Origin of the sequence: Vibrio sp. 1151_11, assembly GCF_029478525.1 — a bacterium.
Lineage (GTDB): Bacteria > Pseudomonadota > Gammaproteobacteria > Enterobacterales > Vibrionaceae > Vibrio > Vibrio anguillarum.
This window is the reverse complement of the sequence record NZ_SHMN01000015.1, coordinates 47,858-68,841: the sequence shown is the minus strand read 5'-3', so window position 1 is coordinate 68,841 and position 20,984 is coordinate 47,858. Positions and strand designations below refer to the sequence as shown.

15 protein-coding genes are annotated in these 20,984 nt (G+C 45.0%); 11 read left to right on the top strand and 4 right to left on the bottom strand.

Annotation, left to right across the window (positions count from 1 at the left end; all coding sequences use genetic code 11):
* Positions 1–17 precede the first annotated feature (17 nt).
* The 3 genes from rsuA to EXZ60_RS12105 are packed head-to-tail and all read left to right on the top strand — an operon-like array spanning position 18 to position 2,628.
* Entirely contained in the window at positions 18–713 is a 696-nt protein-coding gene (gene rsuA / locus EXZ60_RS12115) for a 16S rRNA pseudouridine(516) synthase RsuA (protein ID WP_017044313.1), read from the top strand.
* A 47-nt stretch (positions 714–760) separates the two neighbouring features.
* Entirely contained in the window at positions 761–1,969 is a 1,209-nt protein-coding gene (locus EXZ60_RS12110; RefSeq protein ID WP_013857017.1) for a Bcr/CflA family multidrug efflux MFS transporter, read from the top strand.
* The gene (locus EXZ60_RS12105; RefSeq protein WP_017049847.1) at positions 1,969–2,628 is read left to right on the top strand and encodes a DUF2913 family protein; all 660 of its coding nucleotides are present in this window, start codon (positions 1,969–1,971) and stop codon (positions 2,626–2,628) included. Before EXZ60_RS12110 ends, EXZ60_RS12105 begins: the two co-directional genes overlap by 1 nt.
* Before the next feature lie 42 nt (positions 2,629–2,670).
* Here EXZ60_RS12105 and EXZ60_RS12100 read toward each other — a convergent pair whose 3' ends face one another.
* A complete protein-coding gene (locus tag EXZ60_RS12100) occupies positions 2,671–4,164 on the bottom strand; it encodes a DUF2867 domain-containing protein (protein WP_277435756.1) in 1,494 nt (497 codons plus the stop codon).
* Positions 4,165–4,204: 40 nt separating this feature from the next.
* On the opposite strand from EXZ60_RS12100, the gene EXZ60_RS12095 reads away from it, so the two are divergent.
* From EXZ60_RS12095 to nspC, 8 genes are all read left to right on the top strand, one after another.
* Positions 4,205–5,581, top strand: coding sequence for an MATE family efflux transporter (locus tag EXZ60_RS12095; RefSeq protein WP_064625091.1), 1,377 nt, complete (start codon positions 4,205–4,207; stop codon positions 5,579–5,581).
* A 123-nt stretch (positions 5,582–5,704) separates the two neighbouring features.
* Positions 5,705–6,376: an ABC transporter ATP-binding protein gene (locus EXZ60_RS12090; protein WP_277435755.1), complete on the top strand. Its 672-nt coding sequence runs from the start codon at positions 5,705–5,707 to the stop codon at positions 6,374–6,376.
* Positions 6,357–8,810, top strand: a complete 2,454-nt coding sequence (locus tag EXZ60_RS12085) for an FtsX-like permease family protein (RefSeq protein WP_277435754.1) — start codon at positions 6,357–6,359, stop codon at positions 8,808–8,810. The genes EXZ60_RS12090 and EXZ60_RS12085 overlap by 20 nt, the downstream gene beginning before the upstream one ends.
* On the top strand, positions 8,811–9,944 hold the full coding sequence (locus EXZ60_RS12080; RefSeq protein WP_064625093.1) for a lipocalin-like domain-containing protein: 1,134 nt from the start codon (positions 8,811–8,813) through the stop codon (positions 9,942–9,944).
* A 280-nt stretch (positions 9,945–10,224) separates the two neighbouring features.
* Positions 10,225–11,370, top strand: a complete 1,146-nt coding sequence (nhaA, locus tag EXZ60_RS12075; RefSeq protein ID WP_026027720.1) for a Na+/H+ antiporter NhaA — start codon at positions 10,225–10,227, stop codon at positions 11,368–11,370.
* 543 nt (positions 11,371–11,913) lie between these two features.
* Complete coding sequence (locus tag EXZ60_RS12070) at positions 11,914–14,802, top strand: pyridoxal phosphate-dependent class III aminotransferase (RefSeq protein ID WP_129532453.1); 2,889 nt, start codon at positions 11,914–11,916, stop codon at positions 14,800–14,802.
* A gap of 16 nt (positions 14,803–14,818) precedes the next feature.
* Positions 14,819–16,063 carry a carboxynorspermidine synthase gene (locus EXZ60_RS12065; RefSeq protein ID WP_277435753.1) on the top strand — a complete coding sequence of 415 codons (1,245 nt, stop codon included), beginning with the start codon at positions 14,819–14,821 and terminating at the stop codon, positions 16,061–16,063.
* 64 nt (positions 16,064–16,127) lie between these two features.
* On the top strand, positions 16,128–17,261 hold the full coding sequence (gene nspC / locus EXZ60_RS12060; RefSeq protein WP_277435752.1) for a carboxynorspermidine decarboxylase: 1,134 nt from the start codon (positions 16,128–16,130) through the stop codon (positions 17,259–17,261).
* A 54-nt stretch (positions 17,262–17,315) separates the two neighbouring features.
* On the opposite strand, the gene EXZ60_RS12055 is transcribed toward nspC, so the two are convergent.
* The 3 genes from EXZ60_RS12055 to EXZ60_RS12045 form a co-directional block, all read right to left on the bottom strand.
* On the bottom strand, positions 17,316–18,926 hold the full coding sequence (locus tag EXZ60_RS12055; RefSeq protein WP_026028013.1) for a methyl-accepting chemotaxis protein: 1,611 nt from the start codon (positions 18,924–18,926) through the stop codon (positions 17,316–17,318).
* 358 nt (positions 18,927–19,284) lie between these two features.
* Positions 19,285–19,797: an ACT domain-containing protein gene (locus EXZ60_RS12050; RefSeq protein WP_013857004.1), complete on the bottom strand. Its 513-nt coding sequence runs from the start codon at positions 19,795–19,797 to the stop codon at positions 19,285–19,287.
* Between the two features lie 202 nt (positions 19,798–19,999).
* Positions 20,000–20,938, bottom strand: coding sequence for a DUF3943 domain-containing protein (locus tag EXZ60_RS12045; RefSeq protein ID WP_277435751.1), 939 nt, complete (start codon positions 20,936–20,938; stop codon positions 20,000–20,002).
* Between the last annotated feature and the right edge of the window lie 46 nt (positions 20,939–20,984).

Below are 20,984 nucleotides of genomic sequence, written 5' to 3'. Positions count from 1 at the left end.
ATTTAGATGAGGTAATCATGCGGTTAGATAAATTTTTGTGTGATGCGTTAGGTGCGACACGTAAAGAAGCCACCAAGATCATCAAAAGTGGTGATGTCACAGTAAATGGTAAGACGCAGAAAAGTGGTTCATTGCAGGTGACACAGGAGTGTGAGGTGGAGTGGCAAGGCCGTGAGTTAATCTTGCATGGCCCGCGCTATATCATGTTACACAAACCCGCTGGCTACGTTTGCTCACATGAAGACGGCTTCAATCATACGGCATTTATTTTGCTCGATGAAGTGAATGTTCAAGACTTGCATTTTGCAGGACGTTTGGATGTCGATACCACAGGTTTGGTTCTGATCACCGATGACGGTCAATGGTCTCATCGCATTACCTCGCCAAAACACAAATGCGACAAAACCTACCGTGTCTGGCTTGCAGACCCTATTGAAGCGAATTATGTCGAACAATTCTTAACGGGTATTGAACTGCGTAATGAGCGTGAGCCAACCTTGCCTGCGCAATTGGAAGTCGTCGGTGAGAATGAATGTTTACTGACCATTCATGAAGGCAAATACCATCAAGTTAAACGCATGTTTGCTGCTTTAGGCAATAAAGTGGTTGGCCTTCATCGTGAGCGCATTGGTCATATTGTGCTAGATGAGGCACTAGAGCCCGGTGAATACCGTTATTTGACTGACCAAGAAGTGGCTTCTATTGGGGCTTGAACGGCCTAGCTTTACTGCAACTTCATTCCTTATTTATCTGGAGAACTATGACTTCATCTCAACCTGTTACAGCGAATAATACGCCGCACATTAGTTTTTTACTCTTCTTAGTATTAGGCGCGATTGGCGCATTAACGCCGCTGGCGATTGATATGTATCTGCCAGCCATGCCAGCGATTGCTAAAGATCTCGGTGTGAGTGCTGGAGCGGTACAAATGACGCTGACCGCTTATACCGCTGGTTTTGCGATAGGCCAACTATTGCATGGTCCTCTAGCCGACAGTTATGGCCGTCGCCCAGTGCTGCTGATCGGCGTATTACTGTTTGGTATTGCTGCCACTGTGAGTGCGACTACGCAAGGTATTGAAGCGTTAACGTATGTTCGCGCTGCGCAAGGTTTTGCTGGAGCAGCGGCGGCTGTGGTTATTCAAGCGGTGGTGCGTGATATGTTTGATCGCGAAGATTTTGCCCGCGCCATGTCTTTTGTCACCTTAGTGATGACCGTTGCTCCGTTAGCTGCGCCGATGATTGGCGGACACTTGGCCATTTGGTTTGGTTGGCGTTCGATATTTTGGGTGTTGGCTATTTTTGCCGCGGTGGTGATTGCTCTCGTGGTTTGGAAAATTCCAGAAACGCTCAGTGCAGAAAATCGTCAACCACTACGCTTTCGAAATACCATTCGCAACTATGTGCAGTTAAGCCGTAACCCAGTCGCGATGGGGCTTGTTTTTTCTGGTGCTTTCTCTTTTGCTGGTATGTTTGCCTTTTTGACCGCAGGCTCTTTTGTCTATATTGATATTTATGGAGTCGATCCTGATCAATTTGGTTACCTGTTTGGCCTCAATATCGTCGCGATGATTATCATGACCAGCTTGAATGGTCGAATGGTGAAACGAGTCGGTTCCCACGCCATGCTACGCTTTGGTTTGTTGATTCAGTTGTGCGCAGGTATCGGGCTATTTATCGCGTGGTTACTCAACCTTGGTTTATGGGGTATTGTGCCTTTTGTGGTGCTTTTTATTGGTACATTGTCAACGATAGGCAGTAATTCAATGGGATTATTGTTAAGTGGTTATCCGAAAATGGCGGGTACCGCTTCTTCACTGGCTGGAACGTTGCGTTTTGGCACAGGCTCAGTGGTTGCAGCGATTGTCGCGATGATGCCTAGTGATGTTGAGTGGCCGATGATTGTGGTCATGACGGCGTGCTCGGTACTTTCATCTCTTTTTTATTGGACATTAGGAAGAAAGGCGTAATGTCAGAGTATTACCTCGAAATTCAACGTGTAGTGAATACAGCGCTGCAAGAGTTAACAGCAGAACACCAAGCGAATAAGCTGGTGAATGCGCCTTTAGCTAATAATCACTTTTTGGTACATTGGGTGAGTAAGGCATTGAAAGCACAGCGATTTCATCGCTGTGTGGTGGATGATTTAAATCGTTGGCAGAAAGCTGGACGTTCGAAAGGCAACCAATCTGAATTACTGTTTATCTTCAAACGCATCTCAGCATTTTACGGTAAGTTTTTTGCGCAAGACGCGGATAACATCATTACCGATAAGAAAATTGACGCGTTTTTGGAATTCATGGAAGCGGCTCACTGGGAAGTGACAACATGTGATCCATTGGTGAATGAGGGCAAATTACAGCTTTTTACCGATGGGCAAAACTCATTGGCTTTGTGCGCAAATCAGTGTGAATCATGCTTTGATGGTGAACTGCTCGTGAAGCCGATGAACTGGTTTGTGCGGGGCCATCATGCTGATTTCGTCGAAAAGGCCAGCAGTGCTGGCTTTATGGTGCACAAACGTACCGATTATAAGTCGAATGTGAAATATCATGGTGAGTATTTGATATACCCAAGCAACCATGGCGTGCAATTGGCTGAAATTCCATTAGGCTTTCCTATTGATTAGTATGGAATTGAAACCCAATAAGTTGCAGAGCTAGCGATTTCGCTAGCTCTTTTTTTGTGCCTTTTTGACGATGGCTTTGACCATGCCATTAAAAATAAAAAGGTGGGCAGGCATCATCGCGAACCAGTAAAGTAACCCTAAGAATCCTTTGGGGTGCCACCATGCGGTCACATTGAGTTCTCGCGTTTCGCCTAGATCTTTAATGGTAAATTCCAATCGCCCTAACCCTGGGCCTTTCATCCCAAAAAGAAGAGACAAAAACTGTTGAGGTTGGCAGCGGATCACTTTCCACGAATCAATAAAATCGCCAACTTGCAGTTCCGGGCCACAAGGGGAGCGGCGCACAGGTTTGCCACCACCGAATAAAAGATCGAGCCATTCGCGTGTACGCCATAGTACATTGGCAAAAAAATAGCCTTCTTGGCGGCTTCCTATGGTTCGGATAACATCCCATAAAGCCTCAGCAGAAGCGCTGGTCTGAATCGTTGCTCCTGCCTGTTTAGGATAGTAGCCAAAACCGGGTTGCCAACGCTGTAGGGCACTTGGATCAAATCCCCACACCTGCGAGCGTGTAAATTCCCCTTCATGCTCGATTATTTTGGTGACAACGTCACGATAGGGGGTCAGTTTTTGGGGATAGCGTGCTTCAATGGCTTGTGAGTCGGCAATGTAATCATGATCTAAACCGGCAAGTAGTGCTCTGCCAATATTCGAGGGGACGGAGGTGATAAGACCTAGCCAGTAAGAAGCCATTTTGGGGGTTAATAGTGGGGTAGACCATAACCGAAATGGTTTCTGCGTTGCCTGACAAATAATGGCAAATTGTTCGCGGTAGGAGAGGGTGTCAGGCCCACCGACTTCAAATAATTGGTGTGCAACGGGCTGCTCATTGGCTAATTCAAGTAGATAATGATTGAGGTTTTCCAGCGCTATCGGATTTGCTTTGGAATTAACCCATTTGGGAGTGATGAGCATCGGTAAGTTGTAAACAAAATCACGCATGATTTCAAATGCGGCTGATCCCGGTCCAAGAATGACACCGGCTCTTAATTCGGTCACTGGTACAGGACTTTTCCTAAGTAGATCGCCGGTCATTTTCCGTGCTTTGAGGTGCTCTGAGTTTCCGGTTTGTGGCTGAATCGCACTTAAGTAGATCAGGTGTTTGACCTGGCTAACCTCAAGGGCTTGTTTAACGTTTTCCGCTAACGACAATTCATAGTCGACGAAATCATGTCCTTGCGCCATACCGTGCACTAAAAAATAAACCAGTTCAAATTGTGGGATAAGTGCAAGTGTTGCCTCTTTATCGGTAAGGTCTAAATAACGCAAGGTAAGGTTGGGATGAGATATGGCACGTGAGGTTAAGTAGTCAATGTGCCTAGCTGCGGCCGTTACTTGAAAACCTTGCGCTAATAGCAAAGGTAACAGTTGTGAGCCGACATAGCCTGATGCGCCGAGTACTAACACTTTTTTCATGACGGTCCCTTCAAATAAGATGGTTAGATTATGCTCACAGACGTATAATAGCGACTTCATTTTTCCTGTGCTATCAATGTGTTGAATTTGAGGTGATCGGTTGTCTGTTTTTTCGCAAATCGTGTTACATACAAGAGGCGATTTTTTCCGTCGCTTAATGGCTATCGCTCTGCCGATCACCTTGCAAAGTATTATGTTTTCTAGCCGTGGTCTAGTGGATGTTTTGATGCTAGGGCAATTAGGTGAGGCTGAAATTGCTGCGGTAGGCGTTGCCGCTAGAGCAACTTTTGTCACCACCATCATGCTAGTGGGCGTGACAACCGGAGGCGCACTGTTAACAGCTCAGTATTGGGGCGCAGGAAACAAACAGGGCGTGCGAGAAAGTACCGCACTTACGTGGTTAGTCGCTAACCTATTTGCTGTCATGACGGTGGCACTATTTTTACTGTTTCCAAGTCAAATCATGGCACTAACCACGGATTCCGAGACCGTTAATGCGCTAGGTAGCCAATATTTGATTATTACCTCACTCAGTATGTTTGCTGTAGCTTGCGTCAGTAGTATGGCGGTAGGGTTGCGAGCGATGCATAAACCGGGGCTCAGCACGTTTTTTAGCGGTATTGGTATTGTTTCAAATGTGTTTTTAAACTGGGTGCTGATTTTCGGCAAATTGGGTTTTCCCGCAATGGGAATCGAAGGTGCGGCGATTGCTACCGTGCTCAGTGGTTTTATTGAAGTTGCGTGTTTATACGGTTACCTCTATGCCAAGAAACATCTGTTAGCGTTTGGAATTGACGATATCCGAGCCATCATTGAATGGCCTACCATTTCTCGTTTTTTGAAGCTTTCGTTGCCAACTACCTTTAATTTCCTAGCATGGGCAGGCGGTTTATTTGTCTATCATGCCATCATGGGGCAGAGTGGTGTGCAAGGGTTAGCGGCGTTATCGGTGATGACGCCAGTAGAATCGATTTCATTGAGTTTACTGATTGGGATGTCGAATGCGGCTGCGGTTTTAGTCGGTAACCGACTTGGCGCTAAGCAGTACGATGCTGTTTATTATCAAGCCTTAGGTTTAACTATCATCAGCCTTCTTGTAGGCGTGATCGTCGCTGCCGCCTTGTATGTGGTGCAGATCCCTATCCTGAACTCTTTCACCGCCTTGACGGATGAAACCCGTGCTTTATCTGAAGAGTTTATCGTGATACTGAGCCTTGGCATCATTTTACGTTCCATTCCAATGACGGTGATTGTTGGCGTGTTGCGAGCTGGCGGTGACGTAAAGTTTTGTCTTTATCAAGATTTAGTCGCGCAGTGGCTGATCGGTATTCCGTTAGCCGCATTTTGTGCGATTGTGCTTGGTGCTAAGCCTGAAGCCATCTATTTATTGTTTCTCGTTGAAGAGTTGATTAAATGGGGCGGTTCTCTTTATCGAATGAAAAGCAAGAAGTGGATGCGAAATTTGATTGAAAATTAGACACAACGCAGTTAGGTGGTGCAATTTGATGCACATAATGTGATCCGGTATCCAAAATGCTTTCTACTGCAGGAGAATTAGTGTAGATTCACAATCCAATTTTAGTCGATTGCGAGCGATTTGATGTTACAGCTGACCAACCTGTGTAAAGGCTATCTAGATGGCGATGAATTTCATCCCGTGCTGCAGGGGGCAGAGTTAACATTAAACCGAGGCGACCAAATCGCATTGATGGGTGAAAGTGGTTCGGGTAAGAGTACATTACTCAACCTTATTGCCGGATTAGATATTGTCGACTCTGGCGAAATTTGGTTTCCAAGTTTTGCCATGCATGACAGGTCAGAAAATAAGCGTACCGCTTATCGCCGAAATAACATTGGTCATATCTTTCAGCAGTTTAATCTTCTTCCCAGCCTCAATCTCGCGGATAATATTCGCTTTTGTCGTCAGTTGAAAGGAATGCCGGAAGACCAAGGTTTACTGCGTCAAATTCTTTCTTCGCTTGATTTAATGCCGTTGCTAGGCCGATACCCTGAAGAGGTTTCTGGTGGGCAGCAGCAGCGTGCTGCGATCGCGCGCTCCTTGTACATGGAGCCTAAGATTTTATTAGCAGATGAACCAACCGGTAGTCTTGATGAGCGTAATGCCGAGGCGGTGATGCGTTTATTGACGACCTTAACTCGCCAGCTGGATTGCACGTTATTATTGGTGACGCACAGTGAAAAAGTCGCGCAGCATATGGATGGTCGCGTACGTTTACAAGGAGGGTTGTTGCATGTTATGGCCCGTAGTTAAGGCGCTACTTGGTCATTATCGGCGTTATACTTTACAAATCATTCTAGTATGGCTGGGTTTAACGCTTGGCGTTTCATTGTTGGTGGGAGTGACGGCCATCAACCAGCATGCTCGTCAAAGTTATGAACATGGCGAAAAGCTGTTTTCTAATCCATTACCTTATCGTATTCGTTCCAAGCATATTGCCAATAAAATCCCCCAAGGTTTCTATATTCAGTTGCGCCGTGATGGATTTTCTCAGTGCGCTCCTTTTGAAAACCATCGTTTGACGACAAAAAATGGCACGGATATTTCGCTGATTGGGCTTGATCCCGTCGCGATGTTGCCAACCAATAGCGGCCTTCCTTTATCGGAATTTTCGACATTATCATTGATGAATCCGCCGTATCCTATTCTGGTGAGTGTTGATCTCGCTCGTCTCCAAGGTTGGCAAACGGGTGATTTTATCGTGCTTGATGATGAATCAAAGTTAGGTCCTATTCAGATCGATCAACAAGATCTCATCAACGGCACACGCGTTATTGCGGATCTATCCTTGGTGCGTATGCTCAAGAAAAGTTCGGGCTTATCTGTTATTGCTTGTGGTGATATGCCGCCAGAGAAACTGAAAAGACTAAAAGATAATTTACCTAATGGTTTGACGCTAGTCCGTAGTTCTCGCACTGAGCTGGAATCACTCACGCGTGCTTTTCATCTCAATCTCAATGCAATGGGTATGTTGGCATTTTTGGTCGGGCTATTCATATTCTACCAAGCCATGTCTTTATCTTTAATCCAGCGTCAACCTTTAGTCGGGTTATTACGGCAAGCGGGCGTTTCTGGCTGGCAGCTTACCCAAGCATTGGTGATTGAGTTGTTTGGCATGGTCCTGCTTAGCTGGATATGCGGTAACGGATTGGGGTTATTATTGGCCAATCAACTTATTCCAGCGGTTTCAGCCAGTTTGGGTGACTTGTATGATGCTAATGTCGGTTTATCGATTAGCTGGAATTGGCAGTGGAGTAGTTACAGTTTAGCCATGGCGTTGATTGGTGCATTCGCGGCGTGCGCTTGGCCCCTCGTCCGGTTGCTAAAATCGCAGCCTATTCGTCTTTCGGCTCGTCTCTCTTTGCTTCGATTTGCTGGCACAGAATTTCGCCTGCAAGCCCTTGTTGCTTGCGCATTGACTGTCGCGGCGATTGCCGTGTATCAAGTTCCACAAACGCAACTTTCTGGTTTTGCAATTATTGCGTTGATGTTACTCAGTGTTGCGCTGTTTACGCCTTATCTTATTTGGACGCTGTTCAACAGTTTTTCCTACTCACTCGCTTGGGTAAAAGCGCGTTGGTTCTTTGCCGATGCAGCCGCTAGTATGAGCTATCGCGGTGTCGCAACTATGGCATTTATGATTGCTATGGCGGCGAATATTGGCATTGAAACCATGGTTGGTAGCTTTAGAGACACTACTGAAAAATGGTTAAACCAACGTTTAGCGGCCGATATTTATATCTATCCTACCAACAGTTCGGCATCAAGAATGAGCAGTTGGTTGAAAGCGCAGCCTGAGGTCAATGATGTTTGGTGGCGTTGGGAAAAAGATTTCGCCACTGACAAAGGTGCATTGCAAGTGGTCAGCACAGGTATCTCCGATGGTGAGTTAGACTCGTTGACGGTTAAACTCGCTGTTCCTAACTATTGGTATGATTTACACCATTCAAAGAGTTTGATGATCAGTGAATCCATGGCGCTTAAATTAGGCATTAAGCCTGGTGATTTTATTGACCTTTCTGAGCCTTTGGGCCAAAAGTGGCAAGTCGTGGGGGTGTATTACGATTATGGTAACCCTTACCACCAGGTCTTATTGTCACACCAAAATTGGTTATTTGCGTTTGCCAGTACGGGAAATGTGGCGCTAGGAGTGGTTTTGCACGAAGGTGTGAATGACCAAGGATTAAAGAAGCGACTAGAATCGGTATTTAGGTTGGGCCCTGAGCGGATTTTTGATAACAATCACATCCACACTCAAGCGATGCGGGTGTTTGACCGAACCTTTGCCATCGCCGATACGCTCGGGCGTATTACTTTGTTGATTGCCGTGTGTGGTATTTTCTTTGCTACGTTAGCCGGAGAGGTTTCCCGCCAGCGACATGTTTCGCTACTGCGTTGTTTGGGTGTTTCTGGTAAAGAGCTGGTGGTGATTGGCAGCTTGCAATTATGTGTTTTTGGGGCGATAGCGCTCGTGATTGCAATGCCGTTAGGGCTTGCACTCGCTCGTCTTGTGGTGGACATCGTGATTAAACAATCCTTTGGTTGGACAATCCAACTGCAGTTGATCCCCGGGGAGTATTTGAAAACGGCAGCATGGGCGATGGTGACCTTGATGTGCGCAGGCGCAATCCCGGTTATTCGTTTGGTCAGAAGGCCACCGATTAGCTCATTTAGAGACGCGTTATAAATGATGAAACGATACCTCGTACTTTTTTGCTCTTTGTTGATTGCTGTATTGTTCGGTCTCTATTCGTGGCACCAGTATTGGCAGACGCAGCAAACGATTTCAGAATATGCTGTTTCTGAAACAGCTTCTAAGCAAATGGATACATCATCAATATCGAAAGAGCACCCGTTCGAGCTCGTGCTTCCTAATCGCCCGGTACGACTTCCTCAAGATTTCAATTTTCATCAAGGTTTTGAACATGAGTGGTGGCATTACTTTGCGAATGTCAGTGATGAACATGGGCAGCAATATGGGATCCAGTGGAGTTATTTTCGTCTCGCTAATGAAGCTCGAGATGCCAATGGATGGCTTAGTCCTCAGCTTTATCTTGCTTATGTGGTGATCTCTTCAAAGAATGAAGTCTGGCGTGAACAGCGGATTGCGCGGGGCGGAATTGGTCAAGCCGGCTTAGAATTAAAGCCGTTTAAAATGTGGATTGATAATTGGAACTGGCGCGCACCGGGGACGACTCCATTTCCTGGAGTATTAGACGTAGCGACGGACACGTTTTCACTCTCATTAAAAAATAACCTTTCCGGGCCATTTGTATTACCTGGTCAGCAGGGATACCAAAAAAAGCATGATTCACTCTCTTTAGCCTCATATAGTCTCCAAGCACCGTTTTTGCAGGTCAAAGGTGTGCTCAACTTAGGTGTTAACTCTCAACCCATTCAAGTCACAGGTAATGCATGGCTGAGCAAGGAGTGGGGTAATAATCTACTGCCTAACGCTAAACAGGGATGGGATAAGTTGTTCGTTAAACTCGATAGCAAAACAACCTTATTGGTTAATCGCCATCGTTATTTTCAGCAAGAGCCCTATTTGTTTGGGGCAATTGTGAAAGATTCGGGCACCACGATCGCACTATCTGCTGATGAAATTGATTTAGTTCCTGTCGTTTCTGCCGCGTCGGAGAATGAGCGTGACATCCCGTTACAATGGGTGGTAAACATCCCTAAATATAATATTCATCTGGTGACGAAAGCGGTGAATCGCGATCTGTGGTCACCCTTTCTGATCCCTTATTGGGAAGGCCCAATTATCACCGATGGTAGTCATAAGGTGACGGGTTTCATGCAGCTAACGAGCAACTAAGTTCAAATATTTACGGAATCTAAAGGTCAAGTTGTTCTTGACCTTTTGTGTTTTTGTGATCTTTTTTTATTTTGTTGTAAAATTGTTATGTATGAAAACTAATTAGCAATGGGAAAATAGTGAAAACCAAGGAATATACGTTGTATTGTTATGCTTGACTCGGAAATTCCGATTCTTAATATCTGAACAAGCGATTTTTACTTCTATCAGCTACTGTATAAACTCTGTCATATTCATTTGTTAATGATTTATTAACATGCATAACTATAAGGACGATATCATGAGTGATGTGATTCGCGACTTTTTCAAGATGGAATCAGCAGGTGGTATTTTGCTGGTTATTGCTGCTGCAATTGCAATGATGATTGCTAACTCACCGCTAAATGATGTGTACCAATCTTTTTTACATTCCTACGTGTTTGGAATGTCAGTGTCGCATTGGATCAATGATGGCTTAATGGCCGTATTCTTTTTGTTGATTGGTTTAGAAGTCAAACGTGAATTGTTGGAAGGTGCTCTTAAATCCAAAGAAACGGCTATTTTCCCAGCCATTGCAGCCGTCGGCGGCATGCTTGCTCCAGCATTAATTTACGTGCTGTTTACGGCTGGTGATGCACAAGCGATTCAAGGTTGGGCGATCCCAGCGGCCACTGATATTGCGTTTGCGCTAGGTATTATGGCGCTATTGGGTAAACGTGTTCCGATCAGCTTAAAAGTGTTCTTGCTGGCGCTTGCGATTATTGATGACTTAGGGGTTGTGGTCATTATTGCGCTATTTTATAGCGGTGATCTTTCTACCATTGCGTTAACCGTCGGTTTCTTAATGACTGGTGTGCTTTTTATACTAAACAACAAGCATGTTACCAAAATCAGCCTTTACTTAATTGTCGGTGCGATTTTATGGTTTGCCGTACTTAAATCTGGTGTTCATGCAACCTTGGCTGGTGTAGTGATTGGTTTTGCTATTCCGCTGAAAGGTGATAAAGGCGAATATTCTCCGCTAAAGCATCTTGAGCATGCGCTACACCCGTATGTCGCTTTTGGTATTCTGCCATTGTTCGCATTTGCCAATGCCGGGATTTCACTGGAAGGGATCTCCGTATCTAGCCTCACGTCAATGTTGCCTTTGGGCGTGGCTCTTGGCCTATTTATTGGTAAGCCATTGGGTATTTTTACCTTCAGTTGGGCTGCGGTGAAACTCGGTGTCGCTAAATTGCCTGAAGGGATCAATTTCAAGCATATTTTTGCCGTGTCAGTGCTATGTGGTATTGGCTTTACAATGTCGATTTTTATCTCGTCATTGGCTTTTGGACCGACCAATGCTGAATTTGATACGTTTGCACGGCTCGGTATATTAATGGGCTCAACCACTGCCGCGATTGTAGGCTATATATTGCTTCGTTTATCTTTGCCAAAAAACGCATAAGAATAATCAGCCCTCCGTAATACGAGGGCTGATTCATTTTATAAACTAACCATTTGATTTATCAATATTCTTAATCAATAGAAAATTTAAGTTTTTATCGATTTATTGAAAATTATTGCCAGCGTAATTATTTTTTGATATTTTTCGCACCAATCTCGGACAGTAGCTTCTGGGGGACACGCGTAATGACCATTCAGGCTGATTGTGACATTACGTAGGGTAGGTATCAGCAAGTCCTTTTGTTGATAGACGGGATACTCTTGCAGCGGGAGCTGCATGTGAATGGGAAACCCAACATTGAACTCATCATCACTTAACACACTGACGTTAATCAGCTTTGTACTTCCTCTATGCCCTGTGCTTGAAGACAGTTCTATCACCGAACCTTGATTCTTTGATTTAGTAATCTTTCATCGAAGACGATGAACCAATTTCCGTTTTTGCCTTTTGGCTAATACGGAGCTTATTGCTATGTCATATTTCCTTATATTCAAACCAAACCAAGGAAATAGACGGAAATTTTCACATTCAAGGGGAAGGGAAATGAGCACAGCCTTTGAAGTCGATAACACTATCGCAAACATTTTTTCATCTCAGGTACCTGTTGTTGAAGGTATTTATGATCTCACACCGGACCAAATTCTACTCGATCAAATTGAGCATGAATCTGAAGTTCGTTCATACCCACGCCGTCTACCGATTGCCATCAAGCAAGCTTATGGTGCGTTAGTAGAAGATACGCGCGGACAAATTTTCCTCGACTGCTTAGCGGGCGCGGGAACGTTGGCGCTTGGGTATAACCATCCAGAGATCAACCAAGCACTGAAAGAGCAGTTAGATTCAGGTCTGCCATATCAGACATTGGATATGACAACGCACGCTAAAGACAAATTCATCAAGCAAGTAAAAGCATTTTTGCCTGAAGAGTTTGCAAAAAATTCCGCGATTCAATTTTGTGGACCTTCTGGTGCGGATGCCGTTGAAGCGGCTATCAAGCTAGTGAAGCAGACAACGGGTCGTAACACCATGTTTGCGTTTCGCGGTGCTTACCACGGTATGACCAACGGAACGATGGGCATGATGGGCAACCTGAATACTAAAGCTCGTCGCACAGGATTAATGTCGGATGTGCATTTTATGCCATTCCCATACAACTTGCGCTGCCCGTTTGGTTTAGGGGGCGATGAAGGTGCCAAAGCGAGCATTCGCTACATCGAACGTCTGCTGAACGATGACGAAGCAGGCATCATGAAACCGGCGGCCATTATTGTTGAACCTGTTCAAGGTGAAGGTGGCGTCATTCCCGCTCCAGCATTCTGGCTGCGTGAGCTACGCCGTATCTGTGATGAACACGGTATTTTATTAGTTTTCGATGAAATTCAATGTGGCGTGGGTAAATCGGGTTACCGCTTTGCATTTGAAGAGTCTGGTATTTGTCCTGATATTCTTTGCTTATCTAAAGCCATTGGTGGTGGTCTACCAATGTCTATTCTTGTGTTCAAGAAAGAAATCGATACTTGGAAACCGGGTGAGCACACAGGCACGTTCCGTGGTAACCAATTGGCCATGGTTTCTGGTGCGAAAGCGTTAGAAATTATTTTACGTGATAACCTCGTTGAACACGCTAATGTCGCGGGTCAGTACCTACGCCAAGGTCTTGAAGCGATTCAACGCCGCGTGAATTGTATTGCGGAAGTTCGTGGCAAAGGTTTGATGCTCGGCCTCGAGATTCGTAAACCAAACGGTGAAATGAACAAATTTGGCGAGCCAATGGCCGATGGTCAATTAACACTCGCTATCCAACGCGCAGCACTTGAGCGTGGGTTGATGGTTGAAAAAGGTGGCCGTGAAGGATCCGTTATTCGTTTCTTACCACCGATTATCATCTCATTCGAGCAGATCGATTTTGCCCTGCGCACTCTTGAAGCGGCGATTTTAGCCGCAGGTGGCGGCGAGAAAGATCCAGAGCCAGAAAATCAAGCGTGGAAGAAGCATTTTATCCAAACTGGTGAAATGGGCAGCAATGAATTTGCCGATGTGATGAACCATGCCACTTCTGCGATGAAAGCTGTTTTTGAACAAGCCAAAGCGCCTTATTCAGGTTTGGATCCAAAGCAGCTTGAAGAAGCGATTTACGCAGTAGATTTGGATAACAAAAATGCGCCATTGAAGGATGTGATCTCTGAAATGGCAGATCTGGTAGCCAAAAATTCCATTATCGTTCAACACCCAGATTGTATTGCTCACCTGCACACGCCACCCTTGATGCCATCAGTAGTGGCTGAAGCGATGATTGGTGCATTAAACCAGTCCATGGACTCATGGGATCAATCGTCTTCTGCTACCTATGTTGAACAGAAAGTGATTGATTGGATGTGTGAGAAATACGAACTCGGCGCTCAGTCGGATGGTATTTTCACCAGTGGTGGCACGCAAAGTAACCAAATGGGTTTAATGTTAGCTCGTGATTGGATTGCCGATAAATTAAGTGGTCATTCTATTCAAAAGCTGGGCTTACCTGAGTATGCCGATAAGCTGCGTATTGTGTGCTCGAAAAAATCGCATTTCACCGTGCAAAAATCGGCCTCTTGGATGGGGTTGGGCGAGAAAGCCATTTTGGCGGTTGATGCGAATCCAAACGGCACAATGGATGTCACCAAACTGGAAGCGGTTGTTGCACAAGCGAAAGCGGAAGGTCTTATTCCTTTTGCTATTGTTGGAACGGCAGGCACAACGGATCACGGTGCGATTGATGATCTGTCGACGATCGCGGATGTAGCACAGCAACATGATCTATGGATGCATGTGGATGGAGCATACGGCGGCGCATTGGTTCTAAGTAGCCATAAAGCACGTTTGCAAGGCGTTGAGCGTGCGCACTCGGTCAGCGTCGACTTCCATAAATTGTTCTTCCAAACGATCAGTTGTGGCGCGGTGTTGCTCAAAGATAAAAGTCACTTCAAGTATCTACTGCATCATGCGGATTACCTTAACCGTGAACATGATGAACTGCCAAACTTGGTGGATAAATCTATTTCTACGACCAAGCGTTTTGATGCATTGAAAGTGTTTATGACAATGCAAAATGTAGGCCCTAAGGCTTTGGGTGAAATGTACGATCATCTGCTAGAACAAACACTGCAAGTGGCAGATTTAGTTCAGCATCACGATGCTTTTGAACTCTTGGCTGAGCCTGCGCTCTCCACCGTGTTATTCCGTTCCGTGGATAAACAAGCGGTAGATTTTGACGAGTTGAACAAAGCGTTGCGTTTAGAAGCATTGACACGTGGTGTCGCGGTGTTGGGCGAGACGATTGTGGATGGCAAAACAGCGCTTAAATTCACCATTTTAAACCCATGCTTACAACTGTCAGATTTCAAAGCATTACTTAATAAGATTGAAGTACTAGCCTCTGAGCTAGCCAAGGCATAAAGGAATACAAACAACCATGTCTATTTTACAAATTGGCGCGGGAGGCGTTGGCTGGGTTGTCGCACATAAGGCGGCCCAAAACAACGACATACTCGGTGATATTGTTCTTGCTTCTCGTACTCTTGAAAAGTGCGAGAAGATCATTGAATCGATCAAAGGAAAAAATAACCTTAAAGATCCAACTAAAAAACTTGAGGCACGCACCGTCAAGGCGGATGACGTAGCCTCGTTAGTTGCATTAATTAAAGAAGTCCAGCCTGATCTTGTGATCAACGCTGGCCCTCCTTGGGTAAACGTGCCAATCATGGAAGCATGTTATCAAGCCAAGATTTCCTATCTAGATACATCGGTTGCTGTTGACCTTTGCTCTGAAGGTCAACAAGTGCCTGAAGCGTATGATCCTCAATGGGCATTTCGTGAAAAATTTAAGCAAGCAGGCATTACCGCCATTCTCGGTGCTGGTTTTGACCCGGGCGTGGTCAGCGTGTTTGCCGCGTATGCGGTGAAGCACCTCTTTGACGAAATCGACAGTATTGATGTGATGGACATTAATGCAGGCGATCACGGCAAGAAATTTGCGACTAACTTTGATCCAGAAACCAATATGTTAGAGATTCAAGGCGACTCTTTCTATTGGGAAGAAGGGCAGTGGCAGCGTGTTCCTTGCCATTCACGAATGCTAGAATTTGATTTTCCTCAGTGCGGCCAGCACAAGGTGTACTCCATGTCGCACGATGAAGTGCGTTCGATGAAAGAGTTTATTCCGGCCAAACGTATTGAATTTTGGATGGGTTTTGGCGATCGTTATCTCAACTATTTCAATTGCATGCGTGATATTGGTTTATTGAGTCCAAACCCATTGACGCTGCAAGATGGTACTGTGGTTCAACCACTTCAAGTGCTTAAAGCGATGCTGCCAGACCCAACCTCTTTGGCTCCTGGTTACAAAGGCCTGACTTGTATTGGTACTTGGGTGCAAGGTTGGAAGGATGGTAAACAGCGCAGTGTCTTTATCTACAATAATGCAGACCATGAAGTGGCATACCATGATGTAGAGCACCAAGCCATCGCTTACACCACGGGCGTTCCTGCCATTACTGCGGCATTGCAGTATTTCCAAGGGCATTGGGCACAAGCGGGCGTGTTTAACCTAGAGCAGCTTGACCCTGATCTGTTTTTAGAAACGATGCCGAAATTAGGTTTGGATTGGCATGTTCAAGAGCTCGATATCGGGCAACCAGAGATTAAAATTCTAAAATAAGAGTTTTCGATAGTTAAGCCGATGCAGATGTGTCGGCTTTCTTCAATTTGAGAGTGATAAATAGATGCAAAAAAGCGAACTCCAAACGCCCTATTTTATGATTGATGAATCACAGTTGATCGCGAACCTAGAAATCGCGAAGCAGCTCAAAGAGATGTCGGGCGTCAAACTCGTCTTAGCTTTAAAATGCTTCTCTACTTGGGGAGTGTTTGACATCATCAAACCTTACCTAGATGGCACAACCAGCAGTGGCCCATTTGAAGTAAAATTAGGTTACGAAACGTTTGGTGGTGAAACTCACGCCTATAGCGTTGGCTACAGTGAAGCTGATGTTAAAGAAGTGGCCGATATTTGCGACAAAATGATTTTTAATTCGCAATCCCAGTTGGCCGCTTACCGTCATTTAGTTGAAGGCAAGGCGTCATTGGGTTTACGTTTAAACCCCGGCGTGAGTTACGCTGGGCAAGATCTTGCCAATCCCGCACGTCAGTTTTCTCGTTTAGGTGTTCAAACAGACCATATTGATAACTCAATGTTCGATACTATCAATGGCGTGATGTTCCATATGAACTGTGAGAACAAAGATGCTGATGCGTTCATTGCGTTATTAGATTCGATCTCTGAGCGTTTTGGCCAATATCTGGATAAGTTAGATTGGGTCAGCCTAGGCGGTGGTGTGTTCTTCACTTGGCCTGGTTATCCGCTAGAAAAATTAGCATTAGCGCTTAAGGCCTTTTCAGAAAAGCATCAGGTTCAGCTTTATCTTGAACCGGGTGAGGCGATCATCACGAAAACGGCTGATTTAGTGGTGACTGTCGTCGATATCGTTGAAAATGGCATGAAAACAGCGATTGTTGATTCGGCAACTGAAGCGCATCGTTTAGACACACTGATTTACAAAGAGCCAGCGGCTATCTTAGAAGCGAGTGCGAACGGTGAACATGAGTATGTCATTGGCTCGTGTTCTTGCTTAGCGGGTGATCAATTTTGTGTGGCTTCATTTGAACAGCCATTATCGATTGGTCAGCGGTTGCATATCATGGATAGCGCGGGCTATACCATGGTGAAATTGAATTGGTTTAATGGCCTTAAAATGCCTTCCGTGTATTGTCAACGCAGTACAGGAGAGCTTCAGAAACTGAATGAATTTGGCTATGAAGACTTTAAACGTTCATTATCTCAATGGTCGGTAAACTGATGACAATAGGCCTCACCATACAGTGGGTGAGGCCTATTTTTGTAAAATCACACCTTAGAGTTTAAAGCTTTTCATTCTTTCGTCTAATTGGCGTGAAAGAGCGGCCAAGGTTTCACTCTCTTCTGCCAAATAGTTTGCCGATTGTGACATCTCCAATGCTGAATCGTTAATGCCACTGACGTTACGGTTCATTTCTTCGGCCACTGCACTTTGTTCTTCTGCCGCAGTGGCGATTTGAATTGCTTTATCACTCACATGCTGAATATGACTGACGATCAAGGAAAGATCGCTGCCTGCATTTTCTGCCCGCTCCACACTGTTATAAGCGAGATCTTGGCTTTTTTGCATCGCGTTTGATGTACTAACGGCCAGTTGCTGTAAGCGGTTAATGGTGGTTTGGATTTGGTCAGTGGAATGATGGGTACGGCTAGCTAAATTTCTGACCTCGTCGGCGACCACTGCGAATCCTCTACCTTGTTCTCCAGCACGTGCGGCTTCAATCGCTGCATTTAGTGCAAGTAAATTGGTTTGTTCAGAAATGCCGCTGATCACTGTGGTAACTTCACTGATTTGCATCACGCCTTCTTTGAGTTTGTGCACTTGCTCAGTAGCCACTTCCAGCTCTTTTGAGAGCGCTTTAATGCTGTCCACACTGGAATGTACGTCTTTATCGCCTAAGCCGGCTTCTTTGCTGGCATCCAATGTGTCTCTTGCTGTCTCTTCTGCATGGCCTGCAACATCGGCAACTGTCGCACTCATTTCATTCATCGCGGTTGCGAGCTGACTTAATTGGTCACGTTGGCTGGTCACCGCTTGGCTAGTTTCTTCCGCAGAAGAAGCGATGCGAATGGCGGCCTCTGCAAGCAGGTTTGCTGAGGTGACCGACTCGATTAATGCTAAACGCACTGCGCTTACACTGTCATTGATACGACATGCCACAATGCCAATCTCATCTTCTCCCATTACTGGGACTTGTGCGGTTAAATCGCCGCTTGCCACTTTTTTCATGACTTCTTTAATGGACTCTAACGGCATAATGATGGCTCGGCTGATGACCACCCCAAGCGTTGCCATCACAAACACAACTGCCAATGTCGCTCCTCCCATCTTGAGGATCTGTTTGTTGATTGCCTCTTCAATGTCATTGATGAGCATGCCTGAGCCGATAATCCAATGCCACGGCGCAAACCCGTGGACTGCCGATAATTTCTCTGCGGGTGTTCCACTGTTAGTCTGCCAAGGATATGTCAACGTGCCTTGTTGACCATTTTTGCCAAGTTCAACCATAGTGAACCAAAACTCGCCTTGCGTATCTTTTCCTGGGCTTCCCATCTGTTTGCCAACCAAATCAGTGCGAATCGGATGGGCAATGGTGTAACGAGACTCATCGATAGCAAAAAGATAGTTGTTGCTGTCAAAACGTGTGTTGTTGATGAGTATTTTCGCCTGTGATTTAGCTTCGTCTTCGGGGAGTGTTTTCTGAAGGTGTGAGATTTGTGAGAGGAGAGTATCGATAACTGCGTTCAACCTCGCTTCACGCTCTACGACTAAGTTACTTCTCAGCGCGCTAGTTGCAATGAACAGTAAGCTCAATAAGCCAACAATTGCAACCGCGATAATAGCGGTCAGCTTGTAGCTGACCTTAATATTTTCAAGCTTCAACATGACGTTACCACCATTAAAACAACCCAACCTTATTGCTGGGCATATTGGTTTACCTGTTGTACTTGAGGTTACCGTGATGTTGGTTACGTTGATTGCCAGAGTCACAAGGTTTGTTAATGCTCATTAGTAATCATCCGTTTATCCATCTGACGGCGTCTTCAAGTTATTCGGCATCTAGGATTTGCAGGCTTAGATTAATTATGGTTACCCGCTCTCTAATATTGGAATATGGTCGTCATTTCGCGAATGCAATTAGTTGATTTTGTTAACTGAATCACAACTTTAATCTTACTTAATAGATAGTGAGGTCGATAAAAAAGGAAGCATCAGCTTCCTTTTTTCGGGGGCGTAAACGAGATTACACTTCTAATATCACGCGCGTATCTTCACTGAGCGCTTCAAGCTCATCGGCTACGTCTTCAATTTGTATCGCAGCAGGGAGCTTGATGGCTAGGTTGGCGGTAAATAAACTTGAGCTGACACCGCCACCACCCGCAATAAAAACGCGTTGGCAATCCATATCTAAAATATTGATACCTTGATTATCAAGAAGGTGGGTGATTTCGTTGACGATGCCTGCACGGTCGTTTGCATCAATCCGCAGTTGGTAAATCGTTTCTTTTTCGTGTTGATGTACGTCAGAATCAACAATCTGCACCAAAAGATCGGGTTGTTCTCTAAATGCTTGTTGAACGATAACGGCATTTGAGGTCGGTAACTCTATTTTAATGACGGCAGCTACTTGGTTTTCAATAAAGTTCACTTTACTTATTAACCATTTTCCACCATTTTCATGAGTGATAGCGGCAAGATGTTTAATTGTGGCTGGTGTTGCACTGCCGACGAAATTGACGATAAAAGTACTGTTCATAATAGGCCTCCCATAGCAAGCTAACGAAAGATAAATCGTTGATCTTGAATTCCTTTCACTTCAGTGTAGAGGCCTATCTTAGATAAGACTTGATGAGAGTCAATTTTTTACATTTACGCAGTCTCTTGCTTGTCAGTATTCATACTTGGGCCACAAAAATAGCCTTGGCTTTAGGCATTGGCCTTGTGTTTAGCCCTGTTTTTTAGAAACTGACTTTGAGGTTAAGGCCATAAAATTGCGAATCATAGCTAGCGCCTGAGTCCAAAGCAAACTTTGCGGCATCTTGGTTGCCAAACCAAGGCGTGCCATTAAATTTTACTTCGGCATCGCCTCCCCAAGCATTTGATACCCAGCCATGGATATGTCCAACAGGGTTGAGGAAGAAAAGTGTGACATCACCCAGAGTCGATGAACCCAACACTTCACCACCTGTGGTAACAATATCTTGTTCCGCTTCAAACATCAGCTCACCGACAACCGCACCAAAAAAGGGCGTAATAAATAAGTCTTGCCATGACGGTATCTCGGCAAACGATTCTACGCCATATTCCCAAAAGAAAGTCGACATAACACCGGAGTAAAGAAAAGATTCAAACTCATTAAATCCAGCATGTCTTGCGGCTGTGTAGTAAACGCCGCCAAAGTAGGGGTGCATAATGTAGTTGAGATAATGCTCATCTCTATCCCAAGTGGGGCCGGATGATACGTTATCTTTCCATTTACTGCCTATGCCGCTTATGCTGCGATCCTCTTCATCCCATTTAGTAATGGATGCAGGCAAAAATGTCATTAAACCAACGGTTGCTACGCTTAATCCTAAGATGGTATAGGTTTGGCCTTTGAGATAGTCCCAGTCTTTTGTATCTTGCACGGTAAGATATTTAGGCAGCGCGGGCTCTTCAAGGTTTAGCGGTTGCGACTCTGCTAAGCTTGCTAAAAATGGAGAGTTCGATTGGTAAATATTCGGATCGTCATTAAAACAAGAAATTTGATTGCAGTCGACCGTATAGGAAAACTCAATGTGTTGGTTGAAATCGTATGCAGTGGCACTAGCACAAGCCGAAAACGATAACATCAATGGTATGATGCTTTTCTTTGACACGGAGGGCTCCAAAGTTTTGTTTTTAATGATCAGAATCACAATTATCTATTAAAGCGGCGGTGATGAAAACAGCAAATTATGTAAA